This window comes from Kineothrix alysoides, assembly GCF_000732725.1.
GTDB classification, from domain to species: Bacteria; Bacillota; Clostridia; order Lachnospirales; family Lachnospiraceae; genus Kineothrix; species Kineothrix alysoides.
The window spans coordinates 1,699,714-1,715,416 of the sequence record NZ_JPNB01000002.1; the positions used below are offsets into that span (position 1 = coordinate 1,699,714).

At 44.0% G+C, this 15,703-nt stretch carries 15 protein-coding genes; 14 read left to right on the plus strand and 1 reads right to left on the minus strand.

Features of this window, described 5'->3' with window-relative positions:
• Nucleotides 1–79 precede the first annotated feature (79 nt).
• The 14 genes from mreB to leuA all read left to right on the plus strand — a co-directional run bounded on the left by mreB (nucleotide 80) and on the right by leuA (nucleotide 14,247).
• The gene (mreB, locus tag CC90_RS0118825; RefSeq protein ID WP_031392261.1) at nucleotides 80–1,072 is read left to right on the plus strand and encodes a rod shape-determining protein; all 993 of its coding nucleotides are present in this window, start codon (nucleotides 80–82) and stop codon (nucleotides 1,070–1,072) included.
• 118 nt (nucleotides 1,073–1,190) lie between these two features.
• Nucleotides 1,191–1,973 (plus strand): flagellar hook-basal body protein, encoded by a 783-nt coding sequence (locus CC90_RS0118830; RefSeq protein WP_031392262.1) that lies wholly within the window; start codon nucleotides 1,191–1,193, stop codon nucleotides 1,971–1,973.
• Between the two features lie 11 nt (nucleotides 1,974–1,984).
• Nucleotides 1,985–2,803, plus strand: coding sequence for a flagellar hook-basal body protein (locus tag CC90_RS0118835; RefSeq protein WP_031392263.1), 819 nt, complete (start codon nucleotides 1,985–1,987; stop codon nucleotides 2,801–2,803).
• 20 nt (nucleotides 2,804–2,823) lie between these two features.
• Nucleotides 2,824–3,171 carry a rod-binding protein gene (locus CC90_RS0118840; RefSeq protein ID WP_051869779.1) on the plus strand — a complete coding sequence of 116 codons (348 nt, stop codon included), beginning with the start codon at nucleotides 2,824–2,826 and terminating at the stop codon, nucleotides 3,169–3,171.
• Nucleotides 3,172–3,289: 118 nt separating this feature from the next.
• The gene (gene recD2, locus CC90_RS0118845; protein WP_031392265.1) at nucleotides 3,290–5,545 is read left to right on the plus strand and encodes an SF1B family DNA helicase RecD2; all 2,256 of its coding nucleotides are present in this window, start codon (nucleotides 3,290–3,292) and stop codon (nucleotides 5,543–5,545) included.
• A 44-nt stretch (nucleotides 5,546–5,589) separates the two neighbouring features.
• Nucleotides 5,590–6,348 carry a ComF family protein gene (locus CC90_RS0118850; RefSeq protein WP_242843337.1) on the plus strand — a complete coding sequence of 253 codons (759 nt, stop codon included), beginning with the start codon at nucleotides 5,590–5,592 and terminating at the stop codon, nucleotides 6,346–6,348.
• Nucleotides 6,349–6,364: 16 nt separating this feature from the next.
• On the plus strand, nucleotides 6,365–6,772 hold the full coding sequence (locus CC90_RS0118855; RefSeq protein ID WP_031392267.1) for a flagellar protein: 408 nt from the start codon (nucleotides 6,365–6,367) through the stop codon (nucleotides 6,770–6,772).
• A gap of 9 nt (nucleotides 6,773–6,781) precedes the next feature.
• The gene (locus CC90_RS0118860) at nucleotides 6,782–7,171 is read left to right on the plus strand and encodes a hypothetical protein (protein WP_031392268.1); all 390 of its coding nucleotides are present in this window, start codon (nucleotides 6,782–6,784) and stop codon (nucleotides 7,169–7,171) included.
• 34 nt (nucleotides 7,172–7,205) lie between these two features.
• A complete protein-coding gene (locus CC90_RS0118865) occupies nucleotides 7,206–8,192 on the plus strand; it encodes a hypothetical protein (protein ID WP_031392269.1) in 987 nt (328 codons plus the stop codon).
• Between the two features lie 50 nt (nucleotides 8,193–8,242).
• A complete protein-coding gene (cdaA, locus tag CC90_RS0118870) occupies nucleotides 8,243–9,106 on the plus strand; it encodes a diadenylate cyclase CdaA (protein WP_031392270.1) in 864 nt (287 codons plus the stop codon).
• Entirely contained in the window at nucleotides 9,096–10,373 is a 1,278-nt protein-coding gene (locus CC90_RS0118875) for a CdaR family protein (RefSeq protein WP_031392271.1), read from the plus strand. Before cdaA ends, CC90_RS0118875 begins: the two co-directional genes overlap by 11 nt.
• A 21-nt stretch (nucleotides 10,374–10,394) precedes the next feature.
• On the plus strand, nucleotides 10,395–11,744 hold the full coding sequence (gene glmM / locus CC90_RS0118880; RefSeq protein WP_031392272.1) for a phosphoglucosamine mutase: 1,350 nt from the start codon (nucleotides 10,395–10,397) through the stop codon (nucleotides 11,742–11,744).
• Nucleotides 11,745–12,082: 338 nt separating this feature from the next.
• Nucleotides 12,083–12,346 carry an HPr family phosphocarrier protein gene (locus CC90_RS0118885; protein WP_031392273.1) on the plus strand — a complete coding sequence of 88 codons (264 nt, stop codon included), beginning with the start codon at nucleotides 12,083–12,085 and terminating at the stop codon, nucleotides 12,344–12,346.
• A 218-nt stretch (nucleotides 12,347–12,564) separates the two neighbouring features.
• Nucleotides 12,565–14,247: a 2-isopropylmalate synthase gene (gene leuA / locus CC90_RS0118890; protein ID WP_031392274.1), complete on the plus strand. Its 1,683-nt coding sequence runs from the start codon at nucleotides 12,565–12,567 to the stop codon at nucleotides 14,245–14,247.
• 98 nt (nucleotides 14,248–14,345) lie between these two features.
• Here leuA and CC90_RS0118895 read toward each other — a convergent pair whose 3' ends face one another.
• Nucleotides 14,346–15,524, minus strand: a complete 1,179-nt coding sequence (locus CC90_RS0118895; RefSeq protein WP_035315851.1) for a DUF3048 domain-containing protein — start codon at nucleotides 15,522–15,524, stop codon at nucleotides 14,346–14,348.
• Nucleotides 15,525–15,703 lie beyond the last annotated feature (179 nt).

The window sequence follows — 15,703 nt, forward strand, 5'->3', positions numbered from 1 at the left end:
GCGTTTGGCTTAAAGATATTTTGGAAAATATGAAGATAGATTTTGCATGAGATAGGACACTGAGAAAGGGGTTTAACATATGCAATACACAGATATAGGAATTGATTTGGGAACAGCGAGTATTTTAGTATATATCAGAGGAAAGGGCGTAGTACTTAAGGAACCTTCCGTGGTAGCATTCGATAGAGATACCGACAAAATAAGAGCGATTGGTGAAGATGCAAGGCTGATGCTTGGCAGAACCCCCGGAAATATTGTGGCGGTAAGACCGCTTAGACAAGGTGTTATCTCGGATTACAGAGTGACTGAGAAGATGATGAAATATTTCATCCAGAAGGCGCTGGGTAAAAAAACGTTCCGTAAGCCCCGTATTGCGGTGTGCGTACCGAGCGGGGTGACCGAGGTGGAGAAGAAGGCGGTAGAGGATGCGACCTATCAGGCAGGAGCCAGAGAGGTTTCCATTATTGAAGAGCCGATTGCTGCAGCGATTGGAGCGGGAATCGACATTTCCAAACCTTGCGGAAACATGATTGTCGATATCGGCGGAGGAACCTCAGACATTGCCGTTATTTCCTTGGGAGGTACTGTAGTAAGCGCGTCCATTAAGATAGCCGGAGACGATTTCGATGAAGCTATCGTTCGGTATATGCGAAAGAAACATAATCTGCTAATCGGTGAACGGACAGCGGAGGATTTAAAAATAAAGATCGGTTCTGCTTACAGGCGCACCGAGGTGGATTATATGGATGTCAGAGGTCGTAATCTCGTAACCGGATTACCGAGAACGGTAAAAGTTTCTTCGGAGGAGACGGAGGAAGCGCTTCGCGAGACGACGGCACAGATCGTGGAGACGATACACAGCGTGCTGGAGAAGACGCCGCCGGAACTGGCAGCGGATATTGCGGATAGAGGCATTGTTCTTACCGGAGGCGGAAGCTTGCTTCGCGGCTTGGAGGATTTGATAGCTTCTAAGACGGGAATCAACACGATGACAGCGGAGGATCCCATGACAGCCGTTGCAATCGGAACCGGTAAATACGTGGAATTTTTGGCGGGATACAAAGAGGACTAACCCATTGCATGATGGCAGTCTGTCGTTATATGGAAATTTGTTTGACGATAGAAACCTATCACTAGATAGATTGATAAAAGGGAATAAATAATATACTGAGGGGAAAAGGAGTAGTTATATGGTTAAGGGTTTATATACTGCTTATACAGGAATGGTAAATGAGCAACATAGGATGGATGTCCTTACCAATAACCTGGCGAATGCGAATACCAACGGATATAAGAAGGAAGGAGCCACCAGTCAGGCTTTTGACGATGTGCTCGCTTACAAAATTAAAGATATGTCCGAAGGGCGCGGAACAGCAAGAGGGTTGGGCATAAATAATCTGGGAGTTAAGATAGGCGAGGGCTATACGGATTATTCCCAGGGACCGGTGAAGGGAACAGAAAATCCATTCGACTTAGCATTGTCGGGTGAAGGCTTTTTTACAGTGCAGCATACCGATAGTGAGGGTGACACCTCAGTAAAATATACCCGTGATGGAAGTTTTACCATGAATTCTCAAGGTTTTCTGGTTACTCATGACGGAGATTATGTTTTGGGTATGACGGGTGGGCGGATTAAGCTTGATCCCCTTCTTGATTTCAGGGTAGATACTTCGGGCAACATCATGCAGGGGGATGATAATTCTTCTGTGGCAACTTTAAGAATACGTGATTTTGTGGACTATGATTATTTGGAGAAGTTTGGTGAGAATTATTTCCAGCCGGTAGACGGCTCCCGATTTCAGGACGCTACGGCGAAGGTGAATCAGGGTTATCTGGAAACCTCCAATATTTCGGTGGTAACAGAGATGACGAATATGATAAACGTATCGAGAGCTTATGAAACGAATCAAAAGGTGATTCAGACTTACGACAGCAGCTTGGAAATAGCTGTAAATCAGCTTGGAAAGCTGTAGGAGGATAAAGAATGATTAGAAGTTTATGGTCAGCGGCCACCGGAATGAATGCACAACAGACAAATGTAGACACGATTGCAAATAATCTTGCCAATGTAAATACAGTAGGATACAAATCGCAAGTGTCTCAATTTAAAAGTTTATTATATCAGACATTGCAGACAAAGACTACTACGGCAGAGGGGGCTGCGAAGCCGGTTACCTCTCAGGTAGGTTTGGGTGTGCGAAATTCTTCAATCAATCAGATATTTACGCAGGGAAGCCTGATTGCTTCTGAAAGCGGTACCTCATTTGCTATTGAAGGTGACGGTTTTTTTGCGGTCAAAAATGGGAATGGTGAGATTAACTATACGAGAAATGGTGATTTTATCTGGGGTATATCACCGGGAAAAGCGCCCATGCTGACAACTACGGATGGAAATGTAGTATTAGATAATAAAGGGAACAGCATTTTACTGAATGGTACCTATGTTGCAAATAAAATAACTATATCTTCGGACGGAACGCTTATGTATCCTGATGAAAACAATAATCTTGTAGCTTTAGATCATACAATAGGAATTTATCAGTTCCGTAATCCCGGAGGCTTAGAGCGACAAGGCGACTCCCTTTGGGCGGCTACTGCTGCCAGCGGAGCGGCGATTAATGAATCAACGAACGAAGATGTGACTAAGAGCAAGGTCGTTCAGGGCTACTTGGAAGGTTCCAATGTTAAGGTGGCGGACGAGATGGTAAACCTTATCGTTGCACAGAGAGCTTACGAGATGAATTCCAAAGCGATTACTACCTCGGATGAGATGCTCCAGCAGGCGAACAATCTGAAGCGTTAATAAGGTGAAAGGGGTACATAATGGATATAGGAAGCGGTGTTTCTTCTGCATATACGAGTTATTTGTCTTCTCAGGCGTCCAGTAAGCTGGACACTCATATCAAGACGAAGGATTATTCCCAGTCTTCCGATGAAGAACTCTTGTCGGCATGTAAAGAATTCGAATCTTACTTTCTGGAGCAGATTTTTAAAGAAATGCAGAAGACGGTAGATGTATTTAAGGATGAGGATTCAACGCCTAACGACTCGTTGGTAGGCTATTTCAAAGACAGTACTTTGCAGGAATTGGCGAGCACATCTACGGAAAAAGAAGGGCTCGGTCTTGCACAGACGCTCTTCGAGCAGATGAAACGGAATTACGGCTTGTAATGTATATGATTATTGAATGATGAGGCTGCTTATTTAAGCAGCCTTTTTGCGTATTTTTATACTGTATACGGATAATTGAGCGAAACACACTTTTGGTTAAAAAGGAGAGGTTGGATATATGGAAAACGTAAAGGGGTATGTGGAACATATCATATACCGGAACAACGAGAACGGCTACACGGTTATGAATATGGTGAGCGGGCAGGAGGAGATCATCTGTGTGGGCATGTTCAGAACCATAGATCAAGGGGAGACGCTTCAAATAGATGGAAACTATGTGGAGCATCCCGTCTACGGCAGACAGCTCAAGGTAGAAAGTTATCAGATTACAGCACCTGATGATGTCATCAGCATGGAGAGATATCTCAGCTCAGGTGCGATTAAAGGAATCGGAGAAGCGTTGGCAGCGCGAATTATAAAAAGGTTCGGTGAGGATACTTTTCGCATTATTGAAGAGGAACCCGAGCGTCTGGCAGAGATTAAGGGCATAAGCGATAGAAAAGCGCGGGAAATCGCAGTCCAGATGGAAGAAAAAAAGGATATGCGGGAGGCTATGGTTTTTTTGCAGAAATACGGTATTTCGGGAGCCCTTGCTATGAAGATATATAATACGTACGGAATGGGCGTTTACGGAGTACTTCGGGAAAATCCTTATAAGCTGGCGGAGGATATCTCGGGAGTAGGATTTAAAATTGCAGATGAAATCGCGAATAAGATAGGTATACACACAGATTCCGATTACCGTATAAGGAGTGCTGTCCTCTATGTGCTGCTTCAGGCGTCGATGGAAGGGCATGTATATTTGCCGGAGAATATCCTCTTAAGGCGGGCCGGCGAGCTTTTGGAGGTTGAGGAGTCTGCCATAGAACCTCAGATAGCCAATCTGGCGATGGATAAAAAGGTCGTGATAAAGATGCCGCTGCCTGAGGCGAAGGAGGAGGGGAAGAAAATATATGCTGCTTCTTATTACTATGAAGAACTGAATTGTGCTAAGATGCTTCATGATTTGAATTCATCCGTCTTGCCGGAAGAGGGGCTTCTTCCTGCGGAGGAAGCCAATATCAATCGCCGCATTAAGGAAATAGAGAAGGCACAAGGAATCGAACTGGATGAACTGCAAAGAAAGGCAGTGATGGAGAGTGTGAAAAACGGCTTGCTCATTCTGACCGGAGGTCCCGGAACGGGAAAAACCACAACAATCAATACAATCATAAGATATTATGCCGGAGAAAATATGGATATTTTCCTTGCGGCTCCTACAGGTAGAGCAGCAAAGCGTATGACGGAAACTACAGGATATGAAGCGAGGACCATACACCGGTTGCTGGAACTTAGCGGAGCGGTTTTAGAAGAGAATAAAAGGGCTAAATTCGAGAAAAATGAAGAAAATCCTCTGGAGGCCGATGTTATTATTGTGGATGAGATGTCGATGGTGGATATTCATTTATTCCAGTCGTTGCTTAAGGCGATTATGCCGGGCACCCGGCTGATTATGGCGGGGGATATCAATCAGCTTCCATCGGTAGGGCCTGGACAGATATTGAAAGACTTAATCGATAGTCACTGCATACCGGTAGTCATGCTGCAGAAGATATTCAGGCAGGCAGAGGAGAGTGATATTGTGGTCAATGCCCATGCTATCAACAAGGGAGAACGGATAGAGCTAAATAACAAGAGCAAGGACTTTTTCTTTCTCGAAAGAAACGATATAAATGTAATTTATAAACACATGGTTCAGCTTATATGCGAAAAGCTGCCGCCATATGTAGGCGCCAGCGCTTATGACATACAAGTGCTCACACCAATGAGAAAAGGCAGTCTCGGAGTAGAAGTCTTAAACGACATTCTTCAGGAATATCTAAATCCCCCGGACAAATCAAAGGAGGAATATGAGGCTGGCGAAGGAGTATATCGGGTAGGGGACAAGGTGATGCAAATTAAAAACAACTACCAGCTTGAATGGGAGATTTTAAGCAAATACCAAATTCCCATCGATAAAGGTATGGGAGTGTTTAACGGGGATATAGGCATCATAAAAGAAATAAACGATTATGCGCAGGAGATGGTAGTGGAATACGATGAGCATAAAAGGGTGATATACCCTTTTCATCAGTTGGATGAAATCGAACTGGCTTATGCCGTAACGATACATAAATCCCAGGGAAGCGAATATCCAGCCATAATTATGCCCTTACTTACAGGTCCTAAGATGCTCTTTAATCGGAATCTGCTGTATACCGGAGTTACCCGCGCCAAGAACTGTGTGACAATCCTGGGAAGCAGACAGACGGTAAATGAAATGATCGCAAATGAGAATCAGAACAAAAGATATACCAGCCTATGTGAGAGGCTTGAGGAATTATCCTCGCTGTAAATGCCAAAATGATCCCTTGCCCGGAGAATGCGAAGGGAGTATATATGAGTGGAAACAAGGATAACTTTGCTCACAAGAACGATTCTGCAAAGATGAATTATTTTATGGACAGACTGATGGATGTTATTTATCCGAGACATTGTCCGGTCTGTGACGGCTTAACCGGATATTCCCATGAGCTTATTTGTGAAAGCTGCTGCGGGAAGGTCAGGTATATCGGAGGGGACGTCTGTGCCAAGTGCGGCAAGCCCTTGGCGGAGGAAGAAGAGTATTGCTATGACTGTGCGCGAAAACAGCATTATTATAAGAGCGGCACGGCACTGTTTGAGTATAAGAGCATGTCTGCTGCCATTTACCGTTTCAAATACAAAGGACGGCAGGGATATGCGGATTTTTTTGCTAAGAGGCTGGCAGAGCATTTGGAAGACAATCTTCGCATATGGAAGCCGGAAGCCTTTGTTCCGGTGCCGATTCATTCTTCGAGAATGCGGGCGCGGGGATATAATCAGGCAGAGGTGCTGGCAAAGCGGCTTAGCAGGGAAACCGGTATTCCTACGAGGTCAGATTTGATAAAGAGGTGCAAAAAAACGGCTCCGCAAAAGAATCTGAGCGATGGTGAACGGCAAAATAATTTGAAAAAGGCTTTTAAAATCTGTAGAAATGATGTAAAATTAAATACGATTGTAATTATTGATGATATTTATACAACCGGGAGTACAATCGATGCAGTCGCATATGAATTGCAAAAAAAAGGGATTGCAAATATTTACTATGCGTCATTAGCTATCGGTAAGGGGTTATGATTGGGAGGAAGAATAAATGGATGTACGCAATTGCAGAAGATGCGGGAGGCTTTTTAACTATGCCATGGGGCCGATTATCTGTCCGCAGTGCAGAGAAGCACTGGAAGTGAAGTTTCAGGAAGTGAAAAAATATATATCTGAGCACAAAGGATGCGGAATCGCAGAGGTTTCGGAAGAGTGTGACGTGACGCCCCAGCAGATTAAGCAATGGCTTAGGGATGAGAGGCTGGAATTTTCGTCGGATTCCCCAACAGGCCTGGAATGCGAGAACTGCGGTACGATAATACGCAGCGGACGTTTTTGTGAGAAGTGCAAGGCTGGAATGGTAAATCATTTGCAGACCGCATATAAGAAAGAACCTGAACTAAAGCCGGAGAAGAAGGAAAAGGAAGAAAAGGCCGGAATGCGATATTTGGATCGCTAGGAGAAAATTATGCTGAATAAAGAAAGGGTCATCCTGATGACGAAGATGGCATCCTACGAAGAGCATGAAGGGAAGAAGAATGCTTCCGTCATGAACTATTTTCGTGGAGACTATGTTTGGTTTCAAGTACTGAAGTCCACAATCTATGGAACGATAGCTTTTGGAATCATGTTCGGGATGTATATTTTTTATGATTTTGAAATTTTTATGACGGATATTTACAAGATGGATTTGTTCCAGTTCGGGAAATCGATTTTGGTTAAATATCTGTTTGTAATAGGAATATACGCCATTATTTCATACGCGGTATATTCCTATCGGTACGCAAAAGCCCAAAAGAAAATGAAGCTGTATATGAGCAACCTTAACAGGCTGACCGGTATGTATGATAAGACGTAGTACGGGGCTTATGCGGCCTTGAAAGGAAATTATTATGACATCATTACTTGTAGCAAAGCAATATTTAAAAAGAATTTATGGAAGATATGAAGTATACCTGATACCACTGTTTAAGTTTTTGATTTCTTTTGTTTGTTTTTTGTTAGTAAACGCCAATCTTGGATACATGAATAAAATTGATAATATAGCAATAGTATTGGTATTGGCACTTATGTGTTCTTTCATGCCAGCTAATTTCGTCATTATAGCGGCGGCAGCGTTGGTAATCGGACATTTATATGCACTTTCCCTGGAGTGTGCAGTAGTGGCTCTGGCGCTTTTTCTGCTTATGTTTTTGTTGTATTTCAGGTTCTCGCCTAAGGATATGCTGGTGGTAGTTCTTACTCCCATCTGCTTTTCACTGAAAATACCTTATGTGATTCCTATCGCCATGGGACTGCTTAGCACACCGGCTTCCGCAGTGTCGGCGGCATGCGGTGTGATTGTATATTATTTAATTGCATACATAAGACAAAGCGATACCGCACTGGCATCTATGGAGACGGAAGAGATTACAGCAAAGTTTCGGTATTTAATCGACGGAATTTTAAACAATAAAGGGATGATCGTAACCCTTGCAGCCTTTACGGCAACAATTATTCTCGTATATTTGATTCGAAGGCTTTCCATGGACCATTCGTGGACGATCGCTATCATTGCCGGTGCTTTGGTGAATGTAATGATTCTATTAGTAGGCGATTTGATGTTCGAGACTAATGTATCGATTGGCGGAATCATTGTGGGAACGATTGTCTCGGCTCTTATCGCGGTGGTAATCCAGTTCTTCGAATTCAACGTGGATTATAGCCGGACGGAGAAAGTGCAGTTCGAGGACGACGAATATTATTATTATGTAAAAGCGGTGCCTAAGGTCACCGTAGCAACGCCTGAGCGTAAGGTGAAACAAATCAATTCGCAGAAGAGAACGAGGCCGTCACAGGGAGCTAGAATGGTGGAGGGAAGAAGTTCTGCCAAAAGATAGTGAATGGAAGATGTGGATTGTGGATATTATAAAAGACTGGAATGATTAAGATGCAGCAGATTACACAGATCGTAGATACCTATTTCAAGCGCATGCCCAGTATCAGGTGGACTGATGTCGTGGAGATAATTATTATCTCCTTTTTGGTGTACCATATTTTGGTATGGATAAAAAACACGAAAGCTTGGTCTCTTTTAAAGGGCGTTGTGGTAATTGCTGTATTTTTATTTTTAGCCGCAGTGTTCAATATGAATACGATTTTGTGGATTGCACAAAATGTGGTGGGAATAGCGGCAACGGCAATTATCGTCATATTGCAGCCCGAGCTTCGGAAGGCGCTGGAGGAATTAGGGCGAAAGAACATTATTTCTTCTATTTTTCCTTTTGAACCAAGCAAGCCGGAGGAGGGATTGTTCTCTGACCGTACGGTCAATGAGATTGTCAAGGCGTGTGTAGAGATGGCGAAGGTGAAGACAGGAGCGCTCATTGTAATGGAACAGACACAGTCCCTTGCGGAATATGAGAGAACCGGCATAGCAGTGGACGGCATCGTTTCGAGCCAATTATTAGTGAATATATTCGAGCATAATACACCGCTTCATGACGGTGCAGTTATTGTACGCGGAAATCGAGTGGTTTCGGCTACATGCTACCTTCCATTATCCGATAATATGGAACTTAGCAAGGAGCTGGGAACGAGGCATAGGGCGGCAATAGGAATTTCGGAGGCTACGGATTCCATGACGGTTATCGTTTCGGAGGAAACCGGAAAAATCAGTGTGGCATATGAGGGCAGTCTATACCGCAGTCTGGATGGAGACTCATTGAAGGAAAAACTGCACATTGTCCAGAATAAGCCATTAGACGAAAAGAAGCGAAAGCTTTGGAAGGGAAGGGCAAAGAATGAAAAATAAGTTGACGGGCAATCTTGTCCTGAAAATCGGCTCGGTCCTTTTCGCAGCTATTCTGTGGCTCCTTGTAACCAACATAAACGATCCGGCAACGTCGTCAAAGTTCTCCAATATTCCCGTAGTTATCCAGAATGCAGATGCGATTACCAGTCAGGGAAAGGTATACGAAATATTGGACGAGACCGACATCATAGATTCGGTGACCGTAGTGGCTCCCAGATCAATTATTGATACGATCAGCAAGGAAAATGTTGTTGCGGTGGCTGATATGAATGACTTGACGAGCCTTAATACGATAAGCATCAGGTTGTCAACCAATAAATATAATGACAGATTAGACAGCATAACAGGAAATATCGATAGTGTAAAATTGAACATCGAAGATAAGCAAAGCATTAGTCTGGCGCTGAGAGCGACTTATACTGGAAGCGTGGGAGACGGATATATGGTTGGTGACGTTACGACGGAGCAGAACCTTGTGAGGGTATCGGGAGCGGAGTCTATCGTATCCAGAATCAATAAGGCTGAGGTAAGCGTGGCGGTAACCGGTTTTACAAGCGATATCGGTACGGTGGAGGAAATCAAGCTGTATGATGCCAATGACGTGGAAATACCTAAGACGAATCTTACTCTTAATATAAGTACAGTGCGTGTTAATGTGGAGATACTGGCAACCAAGGAAGTTCCGTTGAACTTCTCCGTAATGGGAACACCGGCTGACGGATACCGGGCGACCGGTGTAGTGAGCAGCACGCCTGCATCCGTCGTTTTGGCAGGAAAAGGCAGTATGCTGAAAAATATTTCTTCGCTGGATATTCCTGATACTTCTCTGGATATTGCGGGACTTACCGAAAATCTGGTAACGACTATAAATGTGGGAGAATATCTGCCGGGCAATGTGGAGCTGGGCGATAAGAAATTTGACGGAAACGTGGCGGTAACGGTCTATATCGAACCGGTAATTGCCAGAAACTTCATCGTTTCTAAAGATTATATTTCGATTTTGAACATGCCGGAGGGCTATGAGGGTGAGGTGTCGACCTTTGAAAATGAATTCCCCATTCAGGTCATTGGGCTTTCCGCCGATGTAAATAGCATAAACGGTGACGAAATAAGAGGAACTGTAGACATCGCCGATTTGCGGGAAAGAGGAATTATCGAGGAAGTGGAAGAGGGTTACTGGGATGTACCTCTATCCTTTAATCTTCCTGAAAATGTAGGTCTGAGGGAAAACGTTACGGTAAGATTAAATATAAGAGAAAAAGAATAAGTATTCGACAGGAGGCTTTACATGGGCAGATTATTTGGTACGGATGGTGTAAGAGGAGTTGCTAACGAGGAATTGACACCGCTTTTGGCGATGCAGCTCGGGCAGGCAGGCGCATATGTCCTTACAAAAGAAAACGAGCATAAACCGACAATAATGGTAGGCTGTGATACGCGTATGTCCGGAGATATGCTGGCGAATGCGCTAATGGCAGGAGCCTGCTCCGTAGGGGCGAATTGCGTGTACGTAGGAATCCTCCCTACGCCGGCGATAGCATATCTTACGAGGAAATACAAGGTGGATGCAGGTGTAGTAATATCCGCATCTCATAATCCTGTGGAATTTAACGGAATTAAATTTTTTGATGGCAATGGCTATAAGCTCCCGGATTCTCTGGAGGATGAAATCGAAGAGATGATAGGGGGGGGGATGAAAGATGTGAAATTTCCTACCGGCAGTAGCGTAGGTAAGATCAAATACCGTACGGATGCGAGGGAGGAATATATCAATCATTCCATGAAGGCCGTAGGTGTGGACTTTCGTGGACTTAAGATCGTCGCGGACTGCGCGGAGGGTGCATCCTATTATACCTCTATTGAAGCTCTTAAAGAATTGGGTGGAGAGGTCGTAGCTATTCATAACAATCCCGATGGAACCAATATCAATGCCAACTGCGGATCCACTCATATGGAAGAACTTCAAGCCCGTGTCGTATATGAAAAAGCTAATGTAGGCCTCGCTTTTGACGGGGATGCGGACAGACTGATGGCCGTGGATGAACTGGGAAATATGATCGACGGAGACCAGATTATGGCAATTATCGGAAGCCATATGAAAAATAAAGGTAAGCTGAAGAAAAACATTATCGTAGCTACCATTATGAGTAATTTAGGATTTTTCCTCATGGGTGAGGAGAATAAGATCAAGATAGAACAGACAAAGGTAGGCGATCGTTATGTGTTAGAGCGTATGAAGGAAATCGGTGCCAGCCTCGGGGGAGAGCAGTCGGGACATATTATTTTCCTGGATGAAAATACGACGGGGGACGGACTATTGAGCGCGCTTCATCTGCTGGAAGTTATGGTGGAGACGGGAAAGCCGCTGTCTGAACTTTCGAAAGTAATGGAGGTTATGCCTCAGGCGCTTATTAACGCAAAGGTGCCGAATCATAAAAAAGAAAATTATATGGATTATCCGGAGATAGCTGATGCCATCGATGAACTGAATAAGAAGTTTGCCGGCGAGGGACGGGTACTTATCAGGCCTTCCGGTACGGAGCCTATGGTTCGTGTTATGATTGAAGGAAAGAACAAGGAGCAAATCGATAAGGAAGCGAAAAAGCTCGCAGAGTTGATTCAGAATATCATGCTGTAAAACTGCATTTTGGTGCTTGCAGCCCTCGCAAAATTGCATAGAGAGTAATTTTGGCTCTGCGGGATGGAAGGATGATAGTAGTACTGTTCACACAGTAGCTTAACACTTGCTGTTAAGCTGCGTAAGAACGTGATTTAAGAGATGGTTTCTGCTTCGCAGAGCGAATTTACACGCAGAATTCATGCGTTGCTGAGAGCGGAGTGGACAGTAACGGATAGTAACATAACATAGCACAAAAGCGAAGAAGATACTTGAGAAGTGCAGGGAAAGATGATATAGTATGTATGTGGAAAGTATGCCATTCGTTAAATAGCATATGAAATTGGAGGAAAAAAGGTATGGTAAGCCAAAAGGTAGTTATTAAAAACCCCACAGGGCTACATCTAAGACCGGCAGGCATCCTATGCAAAGAGGCAATGCAGTTTAAATCATTAATTACATTCACATTCAGAGAGAATACGGCAAATGCGAAGAGCGTACTCAGCGTACTCGGAGCATGTGTAAAGTGTGGCGATGAGATAGAGTTTGTTTGCGAGGGCGAAGATGAGGAAGTGGCACTTAAGTCTTTGGTTCATGCTATTGAAAGCGGTCTTGGGGAATAAATCTACATAGCTGAAAAATAGCCGGCTCTTCGAGCCGGTTTTTTTATATCATAGGAAAGACCTTGTTGCTTTAATGTTTGAAAGTATTGCTTCCTATGATATAAAAAGCCCTTCGGGCCAACGATGCGCAGCTGCGCGCGCGGAACAAAAGCTGTGCAGTGTTCCTATTACATAAAAGATAATCAAAGTGTGTTATAAATATAGAGGGAGGTATGGCTATGTTAAATTATAAAAGATATCAGCGCAATCCAGTCATGGATTATTCGGAAAGGAAGTGGCCGAATAAAGAAATTCAAAGAGCGCCCCACTGGTGCAGTGTGGATTTGCGAGACGGCAATCAGGCATTGATTGATCCGATGGTAGTGGAAGAAAAAATAGAGATGTTCCAATATTTAATCAAGCTTGGGTTTCGTGATATTGAAATTGGGTTTCCGGCGGCCAGTCAGATAGAGTATGATTTTTTGCGTCAGCTCGTAGATCGAAAGATGATACCCGACGACGTGAGGGTACAGGTGCTCACACAGTGCAGGGAGGAGCAGATCGAGAGGACTTTCGAAGCGATTGCAGGCTGCAAACAGGCAATCGTACACATTTATAATTCCACTTCCACGCTGCAAAGGGATGTGGTATTTGGAATGGAAAGGGCGCAGATCATAGAGATTGCGGTTCAGGGAACGAAGTGGGTAAAAGAAAGGGCGAAGACTTTCCCGGGAAAAATTATTCTGGAATATTCTCCGGAAAGCTTTACCGGTACGGAGCTGGATTTCGCATTGGATATATGCACGGCAGTTCAGAAGACGTGGGGAGCGACCAAGGAAGAGCCGATTATTATTAATCTGCCGTCTACTGTGGAGATGACTACCCCCAATGTATATGCTGATCGCATTGAGTGGATGGACAGTCATTTTAAGAATAGAGAAAGCATTATTCTGAGCGTTCATCCGCACAACGACAGGGGAACGGGAGTGGCAAGCACGGAGTTGGCACTATTAGCGGGCGCAGAGCGCGTGGAAGGCACTCTGTTCGGAAATGGCGAGCGGACTGGTAATGTGGACGTATTGAATATAGCTTATAATATGTTTTCGCAGGGAATTGATCCTGAACTGAACGTGGATAAAATAGGTGAGACGATAGAATTGTATGAAAGATGCTGCAAGATTCCGGTTCATCCAAGACACCCATATGCAGGAAAGCTTGTATTTACTGCCTTCTCCGGCTCACATCAGGATGCCATCAACAAAGGTGTAAAGGCGATGAAGGAAAGAAACAGCGAGATATGGCAGGTGCCTTATCTGCCCATCGATCCGGCCGATATCGGAAGAGAGTACGAGCCGATCGTAAGAATTAATTCCCAGTCAGGCAAGGGGGGTGTCGCCTTCGTTATGGATACGTATTTTGGCTTCAAGCTGCCGAAGGGAATGCATAAGGAGTTTGCCAAGACCATTCAGGCAATTTCAGAGAAGCAGGGAGAGGTATCTCCAGACCAGATTATGGAGCAGTTCAGACAGGAATATCTGGAAAGGAAGGAGCCGATTCATTTCAGGAGACTGAAGGTGGACGACTTGAGCGGAGAAACTACTTCCGAATTCGATACAAGAGTTATGGTCATCTATACCGATCATGGGGTGGAAAAGTCCTTTGAAGCGGTAGGAAATGGCCCCATCGATGCAGTAAAACGCGGTCTCCAGGAGGTTATTGGGGAAGAGATGAAGATATTGGATTATGAAGAGCATGCGCTGCAAAGTGGGTCCAATTCCCAGGCAGCAGCCTATATCCATCTGCTGGATTCCGATACCGGAATGGTTACCTATGGCGTCGGTGTAAGCTCCAATATTACAAGGGCATCCGTAAGGGCTATTTTCTCGGCGGTAAACCGCCTGGGAATAGGCGGAAAAAAATAAGTAAAAGTTTTGGGATTTGAAACATAAATCAAGATATAAGATATAAAAAAGGCTTGCGTAAATCTGCAAGCCTTTTTATATGGAATAGAATAAGTATTTTATTTTGCGTCAGACTGAAGGGAAGCTCCGTCAACATCGAACGAGTCGCCTTCCTCTACAATACAAATCATTGTTTTTCCGGTATTAATCTGGATTTCGTTTCCTTTATCGTCATAATATTTGGTAGGTTCATAGTCGGCAGTCTTTTTCCACGTTACATGGATACCTTTTCCATTTGTAAAGTAGTAGCCATCTCTGGTGGTATCGTGTACCTGAAATGCCAGATAGCCTTTCTCGTCCCTTACCTCATGATATGTGAACTGAACCAGTACATTCTTAAAGGAAAGCTGTACTTCATTGTTAGCAGCATCTACATCCGGCTTGCCGTACATGGAGCGGTAGTACAAACCATCTTCTTCATTGTAAGTAAAGGAAGTCTTGGTTACCGGATACGCAGGCTTCATATTGATTTCCTTTGCTGTAACTGCATCGCTATATGTTTCCAAAGTATTCGGTGCTTTTGAAGAAGCGAACTTAAAGTGATCTGCATTGTAGTAACCGTCGCGGTATGTCTTGGAATATCCGAATTTACTGATACCCTTGTTGATTCCATCTGCGCTGGCGTATGCGTTCTGAGGAGCCTTTTTGTCGGTAGCACGGTAAAAAGCGCCTTCGAACATTGCATCGGTTCTCTTGTCGCCGTAGGAGCATCCTGTAATATGATCCGTATCAGCCTTCTCTACAATATCATTGATGTAGAATGGACCGCCGAAATGGAGGTAAATGGAATCCCATTCAAAAGACCAATATACAAAATAGTCGCGGCAGCTTCTAACATTGCCGATACGGTCCAATCCTTCCCAATCCTTAATGACAGCCATGCTTCTCGTTATGCTTCCTTCTACGGGACATTCATAAAGGATGTCCGCTTTGGAAAGATTATAATGCGGAAGTGCTGATGAATCATTGGGAACCATAATGGAAATGGGACGTGCATCCTCTAAATCTCCATCTATCCATTCGTTGGTAAGTGTACTTCTGACCATGCCTTCTTCAGGGGGCACATCATCATCGGTAGCTGTTTCTTCCTTGGCACCTGTCTCATCCGTCTCTAATTCAGGTTGGGGTTCAATGACCTGTGCAACGACAGGCTCTTCAACTTCTTCTTTTTTACCACAACCAGTTAATAAGAGAGTGGAGGATAAAGCGACAAGAAGAAGTACTTGTAATCGTTTCATGTATAATCCTCGCTTTCATAAATAAAATGGGGCTTAGAATCGGAAAATAACGCGCACAAATCCCACCAGAAGCACCACAAGGCAAATTATAGCATATTATATTGACGGAGTCACTAGGGAGAAGTGAAAAATATATACAAAAATCTTAAGAATTTATTACAGAAATGTAACATATATTT

What these genes read in the sequence shown, in the direction of transcription:
- cdaA (WP_031392270.1), top strand. Translation starts at nt 8,243, where the DNA reads ATGCAGCAGATTACACAGATCGTAGATACCTATTTCAAGCGCATGCCC.
- glmM (WP_031392272.1), top strand. Translation starts at nt 10,395, where the DNA reads ATGGGCAGATTATTTGGTACGGATGGTGTAAGAGGAGTTGCTAACGAG.
- CC90_RS0118850 (WP_242843337.1), top strand. Translation starts at nt 5,590, where the DNA reads ATGAGTGGAAACAAGGATAACTTTGCTCACAAGAACGATTCTGCAAAG.
- recD2 (WP_031392265.1), top strand. Translation starts at nt 3,290, where the DNA reads ATGGAAAACGTAAAGGGGTATGTGGAACATATCATATACCGGAACAAC.
- CC90_RS0118855 (WP_031392267.1), top strand. Translation starts at nt 6,365, where the DNA reads ATGGATGTACGCAATTGCAGAAGATGCGGGAGGCTTTTTAACTATGCC.
- CC90_RS0118885 (WP_031392273.1), top strand. Translation starts at nt 12,083, where the DNA reads ATGGTAAGCCAAAAGGTAGTTATTAAAAACCCCACAGGGCTACATCTA.
- CC90_RS0118865 (WP_031392269.1), top strand. Translation starts at nt 7,206, where the DNA reads ATGACATCATTACTTGTAGCAAAGCAATATTTAAAAAGAATTTATGGA.
- mreB (WP_031392261.1), top strand. Translation starts at nt 80, where the DNA reads ATGCAATACACAGATATAGGAATTGATTTGGGAACAGCGAGTATTTTA.
- CC90_RS0118830 (WP_031392262.1), top strand. Translation starts at nt 1,191, where the DNA reads ATGGTTAAGGGTTTATATACTGCTTATACAGGAATGGTAAATGAGCAA.
- CC90_RS0118860 (WP_031392268.1), top strand. Translation starts at nt 6,782, where the DNA reads ATGCTGAATAAAGAAAGGGTCATCCTGATGACGAAGATGGCATCCTAC.
- CC90_RS0118835 (WP_031392263.1), top strand. Translation starts at nt 1,985, where the DNA reads ATGATTAGAAGTTTATGGTCAGCGGCCACCGGAATGAATGCACAACAG.
- CC90_RS0118875 (WP_031392271.1), top strand. Translation starts at nt 9,096, where the DNA reads ATGAAAAATAAGTTGACGGGCAATCTTGTCCTGAAAATCGGCTCGGTC.
- CC90_RS0118840 (WP_051869779.1), top strand. Translation starts at nt 2,824, where the DNA reads ATGGATATAGGAAGCGGTGTTTCTTCTGCATATACGAGTTATTTGTCT.
- leuA (WP_031392274.1), top strand. Translation starts at nt 12,565, where the DNA reads ATGTTAAATTATAAAAGATATCAGCGCAATCCAGTCATGGATTATTCG.
- CC90_RS0118895 (WP_035315851.1), bottom strand. Translation starts at nt 15,524, where the DNA reads ATGAAACGATTACAAGTACTTCTTCTTGTCGCTTTATCCTCCACTCTC.